This is a genomic window from Ignavibacteriota bacterium, from assembly GCA_016707525.1.
Lineage (GTDB): Bacteria > Bacteroidota > Ignavibacteria > UBA10030 > UBA6906 > JAGDMK01.
In genome coordinates this window covers 136004-155029 of the sequence record JADJHP010000012.1, presented here as the reverse complement: position 1 = coordinate 155029, position 19026 = coordinate 136004, and the positions used below count along the sequence as shown (strand labels likewise).

12 protein-coding genes are annotated in these 19026 nt (G+C 54.9%); 1 reads left to right on the top strand and 11 read right to left on the bottom strand.

Annotation, left to right across the window (positions count from 1 at the left end):
• Positions 1-550: 550 nt before the first annotated feature.
• The 3 genes from IPI01_18030 to IPI01_18020 form a co-directional block, all read right to left on the bottom strand.
• Positions 551-1213: an exo-alpha-sialidase gene (locus IPI01_18030; protein ID MBK7259659.1), complete on the bottom strand. Its 663-nt coding sequence runs from the start codon at positions 1211-1213 to the stop codon at positions 551-553.
• Positions 1214-1663: 450 nt separating this feature from the next.
• A complete protein-coding gene (locus tag IPI01_18025; GenBank protein ID MBK7259658.1) occupies positions 1664-2089 on the bottom strand; it encodes a hypothetical protein in 426 nt (141 codons plus the stop codon).
• 2174 nt (positions 2090-4263) lie between these two features.
• Positions 4264-7083, bottom strand: a complete 2820-nt coding sequence (locus IPI01_18020; GenBank protein ID MBK7259657.1) for a hypothetical protein — start codon at positions 7081-7083, stop codon at positions 4264-4266.
• 881 nt (positions 7084-7964) lie between these two features.
• Here IPI01_18020 and IPI01_18015 point away from each other — a divergent pair.
• The gene (locus tag IPI01_18015; protein ID MBK7259656.1) at positions 7965-8279 is read left to right on the top strand and encodes an alpha/beta hydrolase; all 315 of its coding nucleotides are present in this window, start codon (positions 7965-7967) and stop codon (positions 8277-8279) included.
• Positions 8280-8499: 220 nt separating this feature from the next.
• Here IPI01_18015 and IPI01_18010 read toward each other — a convergent pair whose 3' ends face one another.
• From IPI01_18010 to IPI01_17975, 8 genes are all read right to left on the bottom strand, one after another.
• Positions 8500-9396: an alpha/beta hydrolase gene (locus tag IPI01_18010; protein ID MBK7259655.1), complete on the bottom strand. Its 897-nt coding sequence runs from the start codon at positions 9394-9396 to the stop codon at positions 8500-8502.
• Between the two features lie 218 nt (positions 9397-9614).
• Entirely contained in the window at positions 9615-10229 is a 615-nt protein-coding gene (locus tag IPI01_18005; protein ID MBK7259654.1) for a hypothetical protein, read from the bottom strand.
• Between the two features lie 11 nt (positions 10230-10240).
• Positions 10241-10894 carry a hypothetical protein gene (locus IPI01_18000; protein ID MBK7259653.1) on the bottom strand — a complete coding sequence of 218 codons (654 nt, stop codon included), beginning with the start codon at positions 10892-10894 and terminating at the stop codon, positions 10241-10243.
• 411 nt (positions 10895-11305) lie between these two features.
• Positions 11306-12841 (bottom strand): OmpA family protein, encoded by a 1536-nt coding sequence (locus IPI01_17995; protein MBK7259652.1) that lies wholly within the window; start codon positions 12839-12841, stop codon positions 11306-11308.
• A 279-nt stretch (positions 12842-13120) separates the two neighbouring features.
• Positions 13121-13645 carry a glycoside hydrolase family 97 N-terminal domain-containing protein gene (locus IPI01_17990; protein ID MBK7259651.1) on the bottom strand — a complete coding sequence of 175 codons (525 nt, stop codon included), beginning with the start codon at positions 13643-13645 and terminating at the stop codon, positions 13121-13123.
• 188 nt (positions 13646-13833) lie between these two features.
• Positions 13834-16059 carry a carbohydrate-binding protein gene (locus IPI01_17985; protein MBK7259650.1) on the bottom strand — a complete coding sequence of 742 codons (2226 nt, stop codon included), beginning with the start codon at positions 16057-16059 and terminating at the stop codon, positions 13834-13836.
• A 380-nt stretch (positions 16060-16439) separates the two neighbouring features.
• On the bottom strand, positions 16440-17432 hold the full coding sequence (locus IPI01_17980) for a hypothetical protein (GenBank protein MBK7259649.1): 993 nt from the start codon (positions 17430-17432) through the stop codon (positions 16440-16442).
• Positions 17433-17559: 127 nt separating this feature from the next.
• Positions 17560-18948 (bottom strand): T9SS type A sorting domain-containing protein, encoded by a 1389-nt coding sequence (locus IPI01_17975; protein MBK7259648.1) that lies wholly within the window; start codon positions 18946-18948, stop codon positions 17560-17562.
• Positions 18949-19026: the final 78 nt, after the last annotated feature.

Here is a 19026-nt window from a genome sequence, read left to right as displayed (position 1 = left end):
CAAGATGAGTAGGTCTGCTGGTTGAGCAGCACCTGATTTGCCGTATTGGCATAAAGCACATCGATCCGCCAGGTCGTCCCGCCTCGTCGCTGTGGACTAATCGTAGGATAATAATCTGAAATACCCGTTGAGAAAGGAAACTCCGTATAGTAGGCACTCCAGGCTGTTGCGCCTGAAGTGCCCGACTTGTAGATGATGCGGTATTCGCTCCGCCCCGAGCGTTGGGCTGCCCAGGCGATGTGCGGTACATCGACCCCGTCGACAGCCACGGATGAATTTCTATCATAGAATGTTCCAACACCACTGGCTACGTTCAATTCCGCGAGCCAATTAGTGCCGTCGTACTTCTTCGAAAACAGTCCATAGTATCGTGTATCGTAGCTCAGCAACAGGAAGTTGCTACCGGGCGCGAGGCTCGGATGCCAGACATATGAGGGACTCGTCACATTGGGGATCGTAGCCAGACTTGTCCAGCTCGTTCCAAGATTTGTTGATTTCAGATAGCGAGGACCATTATTAGTGCACACTACCGCCACAAGCTGGGACGTCCCTAGTTCCCGTGGAGTGGATAAATGTTCCATTGATTCTGCTGGATTATCACGACGCTTTCCGCGCTGGCAGGGCGGAAGGGAGTTCCCCATGTGAACCCTCCGTCTGTGCTCTTGTTATACCAAAGGGCAAAGGCGTTCGCATTGAGCTGCCGTTGCCAGACAACGTGGACCGAGCCGTCGTGTGCCACGACGATACTTGCGTCATTATTGCTTCCGTTCCCAGCACTGATTCTGGTCGTGGTGTCCCACGATGCCGCATTGAGGTCTTTTCTTCGGTAGATGATCTCGCCTGCACTTTCGAAGACTTCATGGAATTTGGTGCCATGGAGGGCCACATGTCGCTCACCGGAGTACGCTGTCCCCGCACTTCCAGCCGATCTGTTCTGAAAAGCAAAGCCCTTGGCGACTGGTTGGTAGAACACCGAATCAGTTTTATCAGAGTAGTTGATGTTCATGAACCATCTGGCGTCGGAGAGAGAATTGGTGAGTTTCAAATCGTCCGATGCCATTGGACTATTCACGGCAATTTCGAACAGTGTGTATTCCTGGCCTGACTGCCAATTTAGGCTACTTCGTTGAACGGTGCGAAACTTCTGGTAGGTGTAACCACCCTGGGTGAGCGTGTCACCGTACTTGGCGAAACCAAAGGCAGACGATGTCAACGCTCCGAGATTAAAGCCTCCTCCAGCCCTCCACCGAACAGTCAATAGTGAGCTCCGGATCGAATCGCTGGAGCTGAAGCTGACAGATGGGCGTACCTTCGCTGACAAGCTACCCCACCCCACTTGAGAAAGACCCACGGAAACCACTCTTTCGGCACTCACTGCGTTGAGCGTAATGCCAACCGTTGAGTCGTTGGTAAACGTGAACTGATATTCAAGCGGCCGGACATCATTTCCAACGCTGTTTGCGTAGAGGATAGTAAGCTGACCACCCCTGTAGACATGGAGGGTAACTCGTGAAGTAGTGTCCCTAGCGGCAAAAACAAGGAGAGCATACCTACCGCTCCGAAGCGTGTCAGGATCTTCCGTCGTAACGTAGCAACTCCGCCACTCGATCGAGCCTGCACCATCAGTGTTGCCGATGTCCTCCAAACCATACACCGAATTACTTCATTTCTTCCGCTTGTACAATATGACTCTATAGAGAATCCCCTCATAGTCACTTAAGCGTGGCTTCATAGAGGGACCCGGATCGACTATCAGATACTGCCCTTCTGTGGTCTTCTCAGAAATAACCACGAAATGTGTATGGTACTTCTGTTCGCGGCTTGACCAGTTGCGAACCTCACCAATGACTGAGTATTGATCATTGAGATAGGGATCTACGGAATTGAGTGCGATAGGTGCTCCCCCATCTTTTCTCGCCTTTCCAACTTGCGTGTTGTACCGAACACTGCCGTTACCTGGATACCCATTTAGGGCTTCCCATTTGACGCCACCATTTTGAGTATAACCATCTGCAGCCATTGAGATCATGTGGCGATTCAGCGTGAGCGGATTGGCTTCAACTCCCCAGGCCTTCAGAATCATCGCCATGCACGAAAGAGCTCAACCCCACTTCCCAATAGAATCCGGCGTGCTATCATAGATCGAGTCCTTCCAAGCCGGGTCACCCTGCAGGAATCTCGAGTAAATCAACTTCCTCTTAAGGACTATAGTGTCTCCTCCGCCAGTCGCGCTCTGCCCCGGAGCCGACGCCTCAACCAGAAAACTCGCGAAAGCTGGCGACGGTCGGGATGTACTGACAACTCTGACTTTGCCTGCTCTAGCATCATGATACTGAATTCCAGTAAGAACGGTCGATGTATCGCCTAGCGGCCCCCTTAGCACTGCCTTGTTCCCATCCCCATTGGTGAGCCCGTTAATAGCGATAGAGATACTGACTGTATCAGGGATCTTGACTTCTCTGCCACCCGTTGATTTGGCGACAATTGCGATCGGCGTCATGAACTCTGTGGTATCACCGAAGACTAGTGTGTCTCGTAGCGCCTGGACATCCAACTTTGCGAACCCGGAATCAGCATATGCGAACTGGATCCGTAAAACTACGGAATCTGCTGGATAGCAACCCGACCGTCTGAACAGATGAACATTCCAAATTGTCGCCCCTTGAGATACTTCACACCTATCGACGAAATTCCCGGACCAATAGGCAAAACGAACGGTGTCGCCGCCTTGGACGGGAAAGAATATCGTGCGATCAAATCCCTCCACAGTTGCAAAGCTATTTACCAGGACAGGTCTCCCCGCGCATTCGTTGAAGTATTCCCCAAAACCAAATGACCATCGTCCAAAATATCTGGAACTGCAGTATGACCAAATCGAATCTGACCGTTGCACCAAAGGAGACGTGGTAACTAGGCATGCATTCGGAGGAATCATCGCCTCTGCGTGATCTGCGTAGAGACCTGTGATCTGCAATGTCCCGCTAGAGGGCGCGACAATGTACGCCTCGCTCGCCGGGTCACCTGTTGATGCAATGCTCGACTGAACACCCGAGGGTCAAATCGGAATTCGCTCACGGATAACAACTTGCGAGAGAGCAGATCCTGAGGCTACGACGAGGATGAAGATAAGCGGAATTCGGAAGACCAAGCGGGAGGCGCACGCAAAGACGTTCATTCTCATTCCCCCATGAATGCTGATACCCGAAGGACTATTCTCTTCGGCCCCCCCCTCTGCATCCATCGTTCGCGGCCCCGACAAGCACCCCCTCCCCGTGCCGAAACGAAAGAAGCCTTCACATCTGAGCGATGAAAAGGCTTCTTGTCAAAGGGCGAAACAACAAATTGAAGATAGAATCCCATTCGCTGAAAATCAAGTTATTATTTCGGAGCTATCTCACAGGAGAAATCTCAGAGAAGCATTCTCACAAGTTACTCTGGTCGACTCGAGACATTCGATTCTGCCCCCAGAACAGCACATTCGAAGATCATCAGTGTTCTGCCAGACCCCCGTCCGCCCCGCCACAAAAGCCCGCCTTCGGCGGGCTTTTGAATTATCAGTTATCCATTCTCCATGGATCATGGATAATCAGAGCCCGTCCCGCTTCGCTGGACGGGCTCTACTGTTGTGCAGAACTCCCCCCCCTCAGCAGCTGTCCGTCAAGTTGCCCCTGTAGAGTAGGTCACCAGGGCGGTAGCGAGTTGCCCCCCGTTTCTGGTGACCCCTCGTCAAACCGTACGTGAACTTTTCCCCATACGGTTCCGTGAACAGTCCTCCGATGAACTTTCCTCCTTCGTTCAGCGGCACAGTCAACGCGGAGATCTCTGAGCTTCAAGTGGGTGTTGGGAGTCCCATACGGAACGATCACCCAGCTCTGTCCTTCGTTGTTGACGGCATCCACGTCACGACGATGATCCTTATCTCCCTATCTATCAGATCATCACTGCTGACTTCGCCCATTCGCTAGAGGCTCGTCCCTCTCAGTACTCTTTACGAAGCTACACGTGGGTTCACTTGCGTTGCAGCCCACTCGTTTGCATAGCGCCCACAATGGCTACATTATCGGGTGGCTTGTCGTTTCGCATTTCTGCTGACGACCGCCCCCCGCTAGGCGGCTGATAGGGTTCTACCGCAGTCCTGACTTTCACAGAACAAGAATGACAGCACCTTACCTTGGCCTTGTAGAGTAGGACAGAAGTGTGGTGGTGTGTAGACAATGTGAGCCCTGACCGGATCTCTCCTTTCGGACGAGTGTACCTTGGCGCTCATCGGAGCAACAGGAGATGCTTGGTCTCGACGAACACACCTGCTTCAAGACGGTAGAAGTAGACGCCGCTGGCAAATCCTGAGGCATCAAATTGTACTTCGTGATAGCCCGCCGAGCGTTCCTCATCAAGTATCGATCTCAACTTCTCCCCAAGTATGCTATAGACATCAAGACGCACGAAGGCAGCCTTCGGCAGACCAAACCGAATGCTGGTTGTTGGATTGAATGGGTTGGGATGGTTCTGGAACAGTACGAACTCATGCGGGATAAGATCACCGCGATCCAGTCCCGTGATCGTGACTGAGAATGATCGCGGGTCGCTAAATAGCCCCCACCCTGCATCGTTGTAAGCTTTCACCCTCCACCAATATTCATGGCCCGTCAGAAGGTTTCGTATCACACGAGTAGTGTCCGTCACAGTGGAATCAACCGACCGGGATGTGAAAAGAGAATCGGAGGCGTACTCGATCCAGTATCGTTGAATCTCAGGCATCCCGGCCCTCCAGACAACCCGAACCGAGTCTTTCCCGATGGAGGCTCTGTGGTGTGGTGTGCTCAAAGCTATCATCTCGGGCAAAGCGACGATGGTCTTGATCGTTGTGAACCACCGAATGGCTGACCATGGCCCAATTCCTGTCTGATTGGCTGCCCGAACTCTCCAATAGTACGTCCGCGAGTTTTCCAGTGTCCCAACGACCAGAGCACTATCAACAAGCGAGGTATCACTCACAAAAGTTCCGGAGAAAGTCGAATCTTGTGAGCATTGGAACCTGAACGAAGAAGTCAGGGCTGGCGTTGTCCATTGAAGGCTCAAGGACACAGGCTGGTCCGTCGCTCCGTTCATTGGCGCAACGAGAGCAGGTGCCGCGGGCACGACAGTGAACAGCTGCAGAATCTCTGTCATCGGCCGCCTCCAAATGCTCCTTCCGTTGATTCCCATGGCGTAGCAATACTGAGGAGTTGCCGTGATCATTCCAACCGTCGTCCCAAAGAGATTATCAGTGACTTCGACCCATTCAAAACCCTCTCGCCTTGTTGCGAAGATCTTTCCATCGGCAACGGCAAGAATGTGGTTGTCGACAGGAACCAATGAGGTCACCGTGCTCCCTTCAAGACCTGCCGGAAGCCAGGTACTTCCCGCATCCGAGGTCATCCACACTCCGCCGGAGCCCGGTGTTGCCGGATCATGGGACGTGCAACCGAAGAGTCTCTCTCCATCATTGACAAGGGAAAGTATTACGTTCGATCCAACATTTGGCGTAATGTCGGCCCAGGTCGTGCCGCGATCAGATGTTCTGAGTGTCGAATCGCCTGTCCGGATCACAAGGAAGGAGTCGATGACGTCGATAGAATTGGCGCCACGACCGCGGATCCTTCTCCACGAATGCCCGGTGTCACTGGAGAAGAACACCCCAGGGGCCGGCCCTCCATTCGTGCCAACATACGAGTCAAGTCCCAAACCATCCTTTCTTGATACGACCGACATCGAGCTGAACAACGTCGGCAACATGATGTCGAGCGGTCTATGCTCCCATGTCGTTCCCATATCACTTGATACATGCAAACCACCTTCAGGACCCATGTCAATGGTCCCATAGGAGAGGAGCATGAGCAGGCCATCGTGATGCGCAATTGACACCACCTTTGCAGTAAACAGCGCCGCCGTAGTATCCCAGTTTTCACCGCCGTCCGCAGTCGACAATGCTGTACTGAAGTAGTTCCAGGCATTCTGGTATAAAGAGGCTCCTGCGAGAAGTACGTCCTTTCCAACAGGCCCGGGCGCAGGCAATGCATGAATCACGGATGGTTGGCGGATCCAGTCTTCTCCGATGAAAGCCCACGATACTCCACGATCATATGACCGATAGACACCTTCATACGTGCCGGCGTAGAGACCTTCGCCATTCAATTCGATGTCATTGATCCGCAGGTTCCCCAATCCAGAGTTCATTGGTGCCCACGTACCTCCGGATGCAGGACAGCGCCACACCCCAGCGTCGACGGTTCCACAATAGACCCATTCCTCTATGCCATCTTCCACTGTCCCAACACACAGGAGTTCAGTGTAAGGTAAGCCTGTCCCCAGCTCTTGCCAGCTGGCACCCCAATCTGACGAACGGAACACTTTTCCGCCACTCCCGGCCACATAGATTCCACTGTGTGCAGCCGTCATTGCTGTAGTTTGAAACGACGAAATGGTCTGGCCCCGTGAAAACCAACTCTGCCCATTGTCGGTGGATGCAAAGACTCCATTCCCATACGTCCCCGCAAAAACCATTTGCCCGCTCGAATCCGGGAGCGGCAAGCCGCTCACAAGTGATGTAACGTTCAGATTCGCAAGCCCCCCATTCGACGCCGCCCAGGTTTTTCCAGAGTCGTCACTTACCCGAATGCCCCCTCCAAATCCTCCAGCAATAAATCTGACACCAGCATTCCCTCTTGATTCTGCAAAGGAGTGAATATCATCAGTTCCAACGATCGCACGTATCCAATCATTTAGCTGGCCGGGTGTTTGGATCAGGATCTGGCCATTGCTCGCCCCAATGAGCGACACCTCCGGGAAGAATGCTAATGAGTAGAATGTGCTCCGGTAGAAATCATATTGGTGGGAGCCTCTTGGATCTGTCCAACTTTCGCCGGCATTTATCGTAGACAGCAATCTCCCTCTGAATCCCACACCACAGAGAGTGTTGCCAGCGGACGCCAAGGAAAGGACCTCACCTGTCGGTCGCCGGACCCTGGTCCATTCACTCCTGCTGATTCCCACGATCAACAAGAGGCAAGCGCATAGGCGCGTCAAGAAGATCAACCTGTTCATTAGTTCTCTCCTGATTTGTGAAGGCTGCCCACATGATCGAAGCCTGATACGCCATGAAACAGATCAACCCCTTCCGTCCATGGGAATAAAAGAGGCCTCATCACAATCCACCAGTACTGGTAATTGCGTACAGGTACTGATCATGACACTGAAAATCGACTGATCCATCCGGCCCGATCACGGGGGAAGAGTAGATGTAATGGTTCGTTTCGAAGGTCCACTCGACAATTCCAAATTGAGGACCCCGATATTGACTTCTCCCTCTGTGCTGGGGATCATGAAGAAATGTCGGCCATGGGGAATCCGCTAGACCCGGCCAGGGGATTTGAACTTGAGTCTTGGTCGATGGAAGTGAGCTCAATCCTTCGACCGGCGCTGTGCAACGAACGCACGAGAGAAGGAGACAGAAGAGAAGGAATACGACTGTGATGGGTTTCATGGAGTACCCCACGAAAAACGGGCGCAATCATAGAGCATCGCCTGCACTATTCACGGGTCGGAGTATCCTGAGAAAGCGGCTGAAGTGTGAGAGGGAATGCTACAATACTAAGGGGGGGGCAATCGATCTCAAAAAGCGCTTGCAGCCGATCTCCGATCGCGGATATCGGCAAGCAGTGTGAGAGAGAACAGGTGAGGGAATACTAGTTCAAAGATGGAAGAATGTCAAGGAGCCTGACGGGTCAATAGAAACTCCTCATTTCTGGCTTGGCTGAGCGATTTCCAGGATCATCAGGGTTCTGCCAGACCCCCGTCGCATTGAGTTCTATCCGGAGCGGATACGAAAGGTCGCTGCGTTTGCAGCAAACCTCACTCCGGACACGACAGCGCTCTATCCATTCTTCTACGACGAGGTGGTACGGAATAGAAAGCAGGCGGAGGAGATGCTTGCACGGAAGGACGCCAGTAAAGACTGGAGGGTGGTCCAACAGCGCAACCGACTCATGGAATTCCAGCCGCATATTTCACCTGGAGAACTGCACAGGATCACGTGTCCTGTCCTCGTCCTCTCCACGGACAGGGATATTATCCCACTTGAGCACACGATGCTCATCTACCAGAATGTCGCTAGAGCGAACCTGTGCATCTTCCCCGGCGAAACCCACTACGTGACAAGGGAAAACCCTGGTCTGTTCAATGCAGCGGTGGCGAAGTACTTCAAAGCGCCCTTCAAGGGAGAAGAGCTGAGACATCAATGAAGACAAGAGGACATCGACTGCTGCACGATGACCGTCACAATGAGATCCGCCCCCGGGCCTTCTGAGCAACATCTGGTCCCGGAGGCGGGCACGGCAACCGCCTGACCTTGGAGCCGATCATTTCCTGCAGCATCTGCGCCGGAGTGTTGCACCAAAGTTGTGCCCACCATGAGCCACGCGGTGGCGTATTCGCCGGAGCGCCAGATCGATCGAATATGATTCAAGGCTTCAGGAACTCAAGGATTCTCTGATTGACGACATCCGTGTGGGTGAACATCAATTCGTGTCCGGTACCTGGAATGAAGCAGATCTCGATCCTCGGAGCGATCTTCGCGAGACGACTGACGGCGCTGTCTGCATCATAGCAGGTTTCATGCTCACCGATCATGTACAGCACGGGAACCCTGATCCCCTGGAGTTCAGCGTCGCTGAGGACCGTCGGATTGACAGGCGTCTTGAATTTGAAACTCCTGTAGGCGATCGTAATATACTCTACTCTTTCGTCCACGAGTGCCTTCCCCTCCTCACCCCTCTCGGCCAGATCCTTCCAAACCCAATACATCATCCTTTCCTTGAAGTACCGTACCGGGAGAAGGGTGGACACCATGCCCCACATATATGCACTCGGGAGTGGCAAGACGGTGAACGCAGGAGCCATGAGCACAGCGCCCTTCAGTCGCCCAGGATGGTCGAGCACGTACTGAGAAGCGACCCAACCCCCGTAGGAATATCCAATGATCCGAATGTCGTTGCCAAGACGAAGAGTGTCGAACAACTCGTCGAGCCAACCGGTAAAGTCGCGGCCACTCTCGATCCTGCGAGTGGGAACGCTCCTCCCGAAATCCCAAATATTGTCGAGCGCATAGGTCCTGAATTCCCTGGACAGGGCCGCGATGTTTGCGCTCCAGATGTACGAGTTTGAGCCGCCTCCCGGCAACAACACTAACGGTGGAGCGTCGACGGGGCCGCTGATCCTCATGAACGTCCTGCCAAACGAAGTCTGCACCAACCGTTCCTCGGAAATGGCGGGCCACCTTCTGGCCATCTTGTCTTCGAATGCCAGATATCGCTCTCTTGCTTCCGTCGATCTGAATGGATGACCATCGGACATCTCCATCTGCCCGGGACCAGAGAAAAGAGAAAAATAGATCCACCCAGCAAAGACCACTACCAAAAGGGTGATCCCACCCAATCCTCTGAGTAGAAATTTAGCGACGTTGCGGGTATTCCTGGACGGTTTTGCTGACGTGCTGACCGCCTGATGCTCCTCGATAGGTGCAGACATGGAATTGTCCTCTGGTTGGTGACGGTACCTGATGAGATCAAGTCATTCGTTCAGGAAAGCAAACGACGATTCAGATCTTCATCAGCCGAGGACTTGTGCGATATGTTCTGGATCCGCAGGCGGGAAACAATTTGTCGCGCAGGCGAAAGCACCAGCTCCTGCTGATTCAGCAGGACAGTGACACGGATATTCTCCGCGAGGCGGAGAGAACGCCAAAGGGCACTCCATTCACATCTGTCGTTTGCTGTATCCGGAGCATCCATTTCCGGCGACAACCAGAAGATGGTCCAGTCCCTTTGGGTTCCATGCTCTGCAAACGGCAATTCAGTGAAGGTCTCATAAGGCTCATGCAGGTATTCTTGAACGGACCAGGCATCCAGATCGACCTTGAACAGATAGACCAGGATCTGCAATGCACAAATCAGCGTAAAAAAGAGAGCCGGCCTATCCTTATCCATGAGCCAATGACCGATCGGATTGAGTGCTTCGTCGCGGTTCCATCCGCGCAGGAAGTCGCTGTGCCACGGGACAAATGCATCCCGATCCCTTCCGGACAGAAGAGGCTCCTTCCCAGGCAGGGCACGCATGACGTTACCAAAACCCAAGGAGATTGTCAATGAATCCGAAAGGCCTTCCAGGACCCCACGGAGCAGGCGTCGGTTCATGGGCGCACCGGCTACTCTGTCTCTATGGACAGATTCCCGAATGATCCGCCCGAGCGGTCAGCGGTATACAGCCCGATCATCCCCCGCTTCCTGTCGCTCAGAAGATGCACGCGCAGGCTCGGCCTCTCCGCATTGTTCACGTACACCAGGGCTTCATCCTTGCGCACGACGATCCGGACGTGAAACCAGTCGTCCGGATCAGGCGCAGGATCCACCGCATGCTCATACATGCCGTTGTGTTCTTCCCGCAATCGTTGCCAGGTGTACTGTGGAAGACTTATGTACTGAACACACCGCGTCCTCCGCACGGAATCCGTACTCAGGAAATGGAACGGCCGGAAGTAGATGGCGTCAAACGTCGAATCATCGGCCCCCCGGAACGCGATACCGGGAAAGCTCCGCTGGAAGATGTTCTGCCCCTTCAGATCCACCTCAATGGTCCCCGTTGAAAATGACACCCCGTTGATCCACACCAACCCTTCGCCGTACTCTTCGCTCAACACCAGCCCGTTCTTCGAAGGATCCGGCACTGGCTCAACATGCCGGTTGAACACCGTAAGACCGTCCTTCCGAAGCAGGTCTCCAAGATCGAACCGGACGATGTCTTTGCCATATGCCACGGAGTGGACGGCCAGCAAACAGCCGAGGATGACGATGCCATTCATGAGGGATCTCCTTGCATGGGATGTATCTCTTCCATTGATTGAGCAACCGTGGATCGACACCTCATCGAACGTGACGCGTATCCAGAGACCCGATCCAATCCGGCAGCACAGGGTGCTGCGATGACGGTCAGCACCTGCCTCCTGCCTCGTGCATATGCCCCACACGGGGCGAGAACACGTGATAACGATCGGGACTGAGACTTTGTATTCGTTGCAGATGTGAAGAAGTTGCAGGCAGATCGGACAACTCATGGCGCGGAGATACCAACTCGCCGCTTTTCCGCTTGGGAACCGGGGGGGGGTGGGCAATTGCGGCATTGTACGGAAGATCCAGCACGTGAGGGGATCCAAAGAAAAGGCTCAGGATCGCTCCTGAGCCTTCTGTTGTATCACACATGCCTCACCGTGGTGCTATTGCAGTACGCGGAATTCGATCCGCCGGTTGTTTGCGCGTCCGCTATCCGTCTCATTGGAATCGATCGGCTCAATCTCGCCCTTCCCTGCCACACTCATCCGGCGCGCCGATATGCCTTTGACAACCATCCAGTTCTTGACGGTTTCCGCCCTGCGGAACGACAGTTGCTTATTGTACGCGTCAGATCCAACGGCGTCAGTGTGACCGACAATGAGAACCTTGACGTCCGGCTGGGCAACGAGAGCATTGTATGCCATTTCGAGAGTGTTTTCCGAATCCATCGTCAATGTTGCCTTGTTGGACTCGAAATTGACTCCCTTCAAAATGGCTGTCTTACCCTTCTCAAGTACGATCGTCTCTTTCACCACATCGTCTTTCGGATCGAGAGGATTCGTCCCTCGTGTCACTTCCTCGCCGTCTGACATGCCACCGCCATCCGTGTCCGACTTCAACGGGTTGGTCTTATGCTTTGTCACTTCAACGAAGTCCGAGAGACCGTCAGTGTCGGCATCCACCTTTGCCGGATCTGTTCTGTATGTCTGGACCTCGTCAAAATCTGACAGCTTGTCCCCGTCGGTATCAACCTTCACAGGATCACTCTTGAATTTCACGACCTCATCGCCGTCGCTCAAGCCGTCCCCATCGGTGTCACTTTTCAATGGGTCGGTGTGGTATTTGAGGACTTCGTCACCGTCGCTCAAACCGTCACCTTCGGTATCGGCCTTGGCCGGATCCGTATGGTGTTTGAGGGCTTCGTCACCATCGTTCAGGCCATCGCCGTCTGAATCAACTTTGAGAGGACCGGTCTTGAGTTTGTGGACTTCATAGCCATCATTGAGCCCATCACCGTCAGAATCGGCGTTGTCAGGATTCGTTCCGAATGCTTTTTCGTCACCATTCGTGAGCCCATCCTTATCCGCATCACCTAAGTCGCTTCTGCCTATGTAAATGTTCACGCCCGCTTTGACCGTGGCATATCCATCGGTCTTGCTGAGTTTTAGTGCATCCGTGTACGCATCCGTTATGCGATAGCCAGCGTCAACGACAAGGGAGATGTTTGAGGAAGGAAACACCTCGAGACCGATGCCAAGTGGAATATGGATCGTCGGAATGAGTTTGCTATCGGGGATATCTATTGCTCCGCTTGATCGTTTATAGTACATCGCGCCGATGCCAGCGTAGAGATAGGGATTGACGGATCGGCCGGGAGCGAAATGGACCCATCCGACGAATGAAGCTGGTATCGCATGGACTTTCAAATAGCCGTAGGGAGAGATCAGCGGGGGGTCTTGCGTGGCCGTAAGTTCTTCGTAGCCTACCAGCAGCCCGGCTGAGAATCCACGGCTAATGCCGTATCGCAGCATAAACTCCCCACCCGCTCCGAAAACGCGATGGTTGTAGTCGTTGTACCACGTATTGAGACCGCCGTGAAATCCAATTGCCCAGCGTCCTTTTGACTCTTGTGCGATACCCAGCTGGAAGGTCAAAAGCGCAAGGAAAAGAAAAGACAGTGTAATGCGAATCTGTTTCATGGTCGTCTCCTTCGAGACTGTGACGGTAGACGAGGTGGCCCACCGCGAAGTAATGTTAGGCCATCCTCTTCCGAATGGGTGCACTTCCCGCTTTGTCAAATACCGGCTCCCGGGAATGGGCGAGGCCTCTTTGGCCTGTACAGAAGTATGCTGAAGCTGCACATCGAATGGAATCGACCAAAGAGATGAAAGAGTAGCTAATCCATCCTGGAAGCGTCGGGAATCAGAGGGAAAGGGGGGTGGTCCTGGCCCGGGGAGCTTACCGTGCAGAACCCCATGTCACGTGGTATGCTTGCGCAAGAACAGAGTCCGCAGCGTAGGATTTCCGGTGATGTTGAAATCAGAGCGCTCCTCCGTCAGTGCATAGGACAACCACCCGTCCTGCCTCGGATAGTCGTAGCGGAACGCAATGCCGTCGTCGAATGCCCGGGCCACGACGATGATCTGCCGGTGTGCCCCGCCGCCTTCCTCAAGGGGGATCCGCACCTCCCGATATCGATCAGGAACGCGGCTGGCTTTGCCAACGATCAGAGTATAGGCCGTATCGACTTCTTCAAACGCCGGCGTGCCCATGACGAGACGGTTCCCGAACAGCCCGCCGTCCGAGAACCACAGGCGCAGAGATGAGTACCCGATCAGCGCCTTGCCTTTGAAAGAGACAGCGTACTGAGGGACACCCTGCATCATACGAAACGTGAACTCGCACTGGCCGCCGGGGGAGGAGAGGCGTACCTCCTCCTGGGCAGGCGCCCGCAACGAGAGGACGCAGAGCGTGGCCACGATCCATCGCGCGACTCTTTTCATGGTAACCTGTCTCAGTGCTGAAGAAAGTTCCATCGTTCCCCCGGGATGGGACTGGATGGAGATATGGCGACACGCGGGATCTTCAAGTAGTCAACTTCGCACCTTTGGCCGACTTCAACTCTTCGAGCCCGACTCCCCAATGCCGCATTCGGCAATCATCAGGGATCAGTAACACCCCTGAATCATTATTATCGTACTTTGAATACCTGCTCACCCTCCCTCTTGAATTCAAATGGGCCGGGCTTTGGATCAGCAGCATCCCGGTCTTCACCCAGGAAATCCTTGCCTATGACATACGGAGAGCCATCCGGCATTTCGTAGGAGAATTGCGGCGTGAATGCTCTCCCCAGGAGTTGCGTCGTCACCAATTGCCGTTCACCTTTCATCCAGGATCCATCGATGACCATGCGCAGAGAGATGCCGCCATCCTTCTCGATGAGTTGGATCCCGGGATCGGCGCCAGCATTGACGATCGCCTGGGCCTCATGCGTCGAAGGCGTGGCACCATTGAGGAACACATTGCCATTCATGAACACCGGCAGCGCGGCCCGGTCATACTCGAGCAGACCATACGTGACGAAGATATTATTGAAGTAGCGCTCATCACCACTGGGGTTGGGAGCCAGCCCCGCAACTTCTGTTGAATGCGCTTTGAGATAGGGTGTCTTTCGCTTCTCACCGTACAGGACATTGACCTGACCCGCGATCAGGTTATGCACATACGCTCCACCCTGCGAATTGACCAACATGCTTGGGTTCGAGAGCAGAATATTGTTGTCAATGAGAAATGGTCCGTGATTGACCTCAACGAATATGTCATGGGATGGACCGTTGTCGTGCAGGACATTGCGCGACACCCGCGTGCCCTGTGTCATCCAGTCAAGCCAGATGCCCAGACAGGATCTATAGATGTGGTTCCCGCTGATCTCCGTGTCCACCGCACCATGAAACTTGATCCCGGCCATTTCCGCACCGGTGAACAGCCGACGCACGTGAATGTCATGGATCGTGTTGTCTTTGACCTGTGAGAACACGGCTCCCATGCTGCCGACGATGCCGGCCTGTTCGCAATGGGAGATGTGGTTATTGCGTACGATATGATGACCGATATTCTCTTTGGACCAACCCTTTGCCAGTGCACGCTCGATCGTCTTGACATACCCTTCAGCGGAATTTGCCGAAGTATTGTCATGCCCATCGCCATGTTTGCCAAGAGTGATACCGGTGCACACCGAATAGCTGATCTCATTATTCTCTATGATCCAGCCCTTGCTCCAGTGCGTGCCGATCAAACCGACCTGTTCGGCCGTGGGCGGCGCCCAATTCGTTGCGGCATGCATCATGGTGAAACCGCTCACCGTGATATAGTTGATCCCGGGTCTTTCCGGGTAGAAGACGCTTTGACGGACATTGATCTCGACCCGATCGCTATTCGGGTCTCCATCCTTGAATTGCGCCCAAATGCTCGTCACGCTGTCATCAACCGTGGCAAACCATAAACGGAGATCGGGATCGTTGTCCTCCACGTGTGCCTTGAACAACAGGCACACCTGCTGAATGCCACGCACGTTCTTGATCTCTGCGGTGAACGATCTCCAGGATTGCCAGCCATGCGTCGTGGGTATCGCACATGTTCCCAGAAGTTCTCCCTCCGGATCGTGGACGCGGATCTCGATGGTACCTCCGAGGACATTGCCAGAACTTGCCCGGAACTCCACCTCGCTGGTTCCTTCACCGAAATCCACCTTCTTGTACTGCACCCAGTCATCCTGATTGATCCTTCCAATGCACTCTCCTCCCTCCACGCATGGCCCCGTGCCGACCCCATGCTGATCGCTGAAACTCGCAGCCGGGATCCGTTGGGCATGATCGTGCACCGGACGAAACCAGGTGATGTCCAGCAAATGATCGGTGAAACGAGGATCATAGGCCATGGCCGCGTTCCCGACAGGCTGCAACACATGATCCAGTGTCGCGGCCTCGGTCAGCCAGTGATCGTTCAGATATACGGCGCCTGTGTGGTGTTCGCGTCCCAGAGGATCGAACCAATCTCCCTTGATCAGATCCGCATACGGATTGAAATCCCCGAAGAAGCGATTGGGTATGGTTGCTTTCCAGGTATCATTCTGCACTCTTTCCCAGCCTGTCATGACCTCCGACCCCTTGAGAATGACTTCCTCTCCTGGAGCAGCACGAAACACGATCCGGTCCACATCCGAAGTTCCCCCTCGTGGTGGATCGATCCGCTCGCGATACACACCCTCATGAACGGTGATCACATCACCGGGTTGTGCTCTCCGGGCAGCCATGGATATTGTCTTCAAGGGACGGGAAACCGAACCGTCGTTTGAATCATCGCCCGTCACTGCAACGTGAATGTCATGCGAGCAGCCGGTCAGGGATACGAGGATCATGGTTCCTATCATCGCAGTCTTCAACATGTGTTTGCTCCAGTGTGTGAGGGCAACACCTCACATATCAGCTCATGCCTTGCGGTTCGCAGGAGCCCTTCTCTTGCGGCTTTCTCTCCAGGCTTCGCGAGGTGCCGGACCGTACGCCACGGTCAGAAGATCCATAGAGTACTCCAATGCAAAGGGGTTGTCAAGGAGATTCTCCCCGTTGCTCGGATCGCCCACGGATCTGCGATTCCGGACCCGCATCGCTCCATTCAATGATCATCAGAGTTCCGTGAGTCCGTTGTCAGAACCACTCGCTCACCTGCCGCATCGCTCCTTCGACATCCACAGAACATTCGACTGCACTTCTTCCTATGGGGAAGTACGATCACCTCTCGCTACCGTATGTATTCATGCAGCAGCCGGAGATAGACCCGGTACTCCTCCAACGAGACGCCGGGAGGTGTCTGGTGATCGACACTCGGGATGAACCCGCCTGACTTCATCAGGGGCACGAGCCGCTCGAACTCCGCCCGCATGGCATCTTCACCGTGGGGCATGACCATCTTGTCGTAATGGCCGACCATTCGCAGGTTCGGAAATTGAGAGCGCAAGGACATCCCATCGACGCCAGCCTGCCGTTCCAGCGGCAGCACGCCCTCGATCCCGTTGTCCAGCAGCCATGGGACAAGGAGCGTCACGTCGCCGTCCGTATCCACGATGGTCAGCATCTCCATCTCCTTCGCACGGGCCAGAAGCTTTTTGTAGTAGGGCGACATGAATTCGTCCATCACCCCCCTGCCGATCATGGGGCCGTTGTTGTACGACATGTCCTCGGCGATCGTCATAAATGTCGGACGGCCGATCCTCTCGATCCGATCCAGGATGGCCAGGTTGAAGTCGAGCAGATCCTGGTTCATCCGGTGCAACAGTTCCGGCTGATCGTAGAAGGCCAGCATCAGTTTGGTGAAGCCCATCAATGTACGCGGAAACCAGAAGAAGCCCTCGAGTGTGATCCAGATGACGGCGTCGCCGGTGGCCTGCCGGGCCAGCCATGGCTTCATCCCCAGGATCGCATCGCCATGGTCGGGAAACAGGTACGGACGATGCGCAAGATAGTCGTCCATGGTCGAAACGAGCCCCTCGACATGGTGCTGTTCCGCCTCGATCGTCGCATCCGTGGTGCTGAACCAGTACTGCTTGTAGGGGTCGAGGCCGAAATAGTCATGGATCTCGAACACGCCTGTGTGCGTGGCAGGCAGTCCTTCGCCATGCCAGCGCTCGATCGTCCTGTCCCACCACATCGCCCATTCCCAGCGCGGCAACCGGTCGACAGGCTGAAAGTTCATTACGGCGCGAAACCGTTCAACGTGATTCATCTTCTCAGGCATACGTGCATTTCCTATCATCCATCGTTGATTGTGTCGGTTGCGGGAAGGGCAGAAGAGATCGCAGGACACCAGGTACTGTGTCAGGTCGCCGGAAGCCACACCACACCGCCGGCCGGCCGCAGCATCATCACTTCACCAGAGCCAGTCGGTGGGTCGCTGTGGCTCCGGCGGACTCCAGCCGGCAGATGTACATCCCGCTCCCAAGGCTGGTGCCGTCGAAGCGCACCGTGTGCACACCTGCACGGTGATATCCGTCGACCGGTGTTGCCACAACACGTCCAAGAAGGTCGAAGACCTGCATCTTCGCCGGCCCATCACTGCGCAGCGTGTACTGCACACTTGTCACCGGATTGAAAGGATTCGGGTAATTCGAGAGACGCATTGCCGAAGGGAGGTCCAGAGACCCCGCCCTAACGACACCGGTCACAAAAGATCCTTTCAACGCCATGATGCGCGCATACGACGCATCGATCCGCGACGCAGCGATGGTCCCCTCCTGCACATGCCGCTCGAGCACATCCACGATCCTGCGGGCGAGGGAATTCCCCGCGCTATCGCGATTCGTCGTGTACAGGAGAAGGTCCACCCCGGCATTCACAGCAAGGACCATCGCTTCATCGAGTCCGTAGTGCGACGTGATGGCTTTCATCCCCATCGCATCACTCATCACCACCCCATCGAACCCGAGCTGGTTCCGGAGGATCCCCGTGATCGTCGCGTAGGAGAGCGTCGCAGGATAGACGGAGTCGATCGAGCGGTTGAACAGATGACCCGTCATGATCGCATCAGGTTTCCCTTCCGCCAGCAGCGCCCTGTAGGGATCGAGTTCTGCATCGGTCCACGTCGTCGTGATGTCCGTGAAGCCAAGATGCGAGTCTGCCTTTGCGCTCCCATGTCCGGGAAAGTGCTTGAGCGCCGTCAACACGCGCTTTGCATGGAACTCGTCGATGAACCACGACGCATGCCGGGCCACGGTCGCGGCATCTGCGGAGAAGCTCCGCTTGAGGGCTCCGATCGCAGGGCTCGCAGGATTGACATTCACATCGACGACCGGTGCAAGATTCATCGTCAAACCGGTCTGGACGAACCAGTCCGCCATCATGGACGCATTGCCCCGCGTGGGGCCTTCCTGGTTCAGGACCGTTCCCAGATCGTACGCCGTGGAAGATGCAGCAAACCCGTTCGATGCGCTGAGACGTGCCACCTTTCCCCCCTCCTGATCGATGGCAAGCAGGAGCGGGACATGGGCGAGAGCCTGCAATTGACCGGTGAAGCGGGCGATGCGGGCCGGGGTAGCCAGATTCTCACTCCACACGAACATGACCACACCGCCGACGAGTCGATGCGCGAGATCGCTCTTCAGGGTATCCATCGAAGGTCCGGTCTCCTCCAGCGAGTCTCCGGTCACAGTGATCATCACCATCTGTCCCAGCTTCTCCCTCAGCGTGACCCCGGCACCGGCGGATGCAGAGAGGAACAGCATGCTTGCGACAAGCCAACTGATACAGCTTCTCATTGTGTAGTATCCTCTGGATCGACGGGTTTCAACGCCCCTGCCGACCGCTGTGATTGTCTGCGCACCGTGCGCGTCCGC

What these genes read in the sequence shown, in the direction of transcription:
- IPI01_18015 (MBK7259656.1), top strand. Translation starts at nt 7,965, where the DNA reads ATGCTTGCACGGAAGGACGCCAGTAAAGACTGGAGGGTGGTCCAACAG.
- IPI01_17990 (MBK7259651.1), bottom strand. Translation starts at nt 13,645, where the DNA reads ATGAAAAGAGTCGCGCGATGGATCGTGGCCACGCTCTGCGTCCTCTCG.
- IPI01_18005 (MBK7259654.1), bottom strand. Translation starts at nt 10,229, where the DNA reads ATGAACCGACGCCTGCTCCGTGGGGTCCTGGAAGGCCTTTCGGATTCA.
- IPI01_18010 (MBK7259655.1), bottom strand. Translation starts at nt 9,396, where the DNA reads ATGGAGATGTCCGATGGTCATCCATTCAGATCGACGGAAGCAAGAGAG.
- IPI01_17995 (MBK7259652.1), bottom strand. Translation starts at nt 12,841, where the DNA reads ATGAAACAGATTCGCATTACACTGTCTTTTCTTTTCCTTGCGCTTTTG.
- IPI01_18020 (MBK7259657.1), bottom strand. Translation starts at nt 7,083, where the DNA reads ATGAACAGGTTGATCTTCTTGACGCGCCTATGCGCTTGCCTCTTGTTG.
- IPI01_17975 (MBK7259648.1), bottom strand. Translation starts at nt 18,948, where the DNA reads ATGAGAAGCTGTATCAGTTGGCTTGTCGCAAGCATGCTGTTCCTCTCT.
- IPI01_17985 (MBK7259650.1), bottom strand. Translation starts at nt 16,059, where the DNA reads ATGATCCTCGTATCCCTGACCGGCTGCTCGCATGACATTCACGTTGCA.
- IPI01_18000 (MBK7259653.1), bottom strand. Translation starts at nt 10,894, where the DNA reads ATGAATGGCATCGTCATCCTCGGCTGTTTGCTGGCCGTCCACTCCGTG.
- IPI01_18025 (MBK7259658.1), bottom strand. Translation starts at nt 2,089, where the DNA reads ATGGCGATGATTCTGAAGGCCTGGGGAGTTGAAGCCAATCCGCTCACG.
- IPI01_17980 (MBK7259649.1), bottom strand. Translation starts at nt 17,432, where the DNA reads ATGCCTGAGAAGATGAATCACGTTGAACGGTTTCGCGCCGTAATGAAC.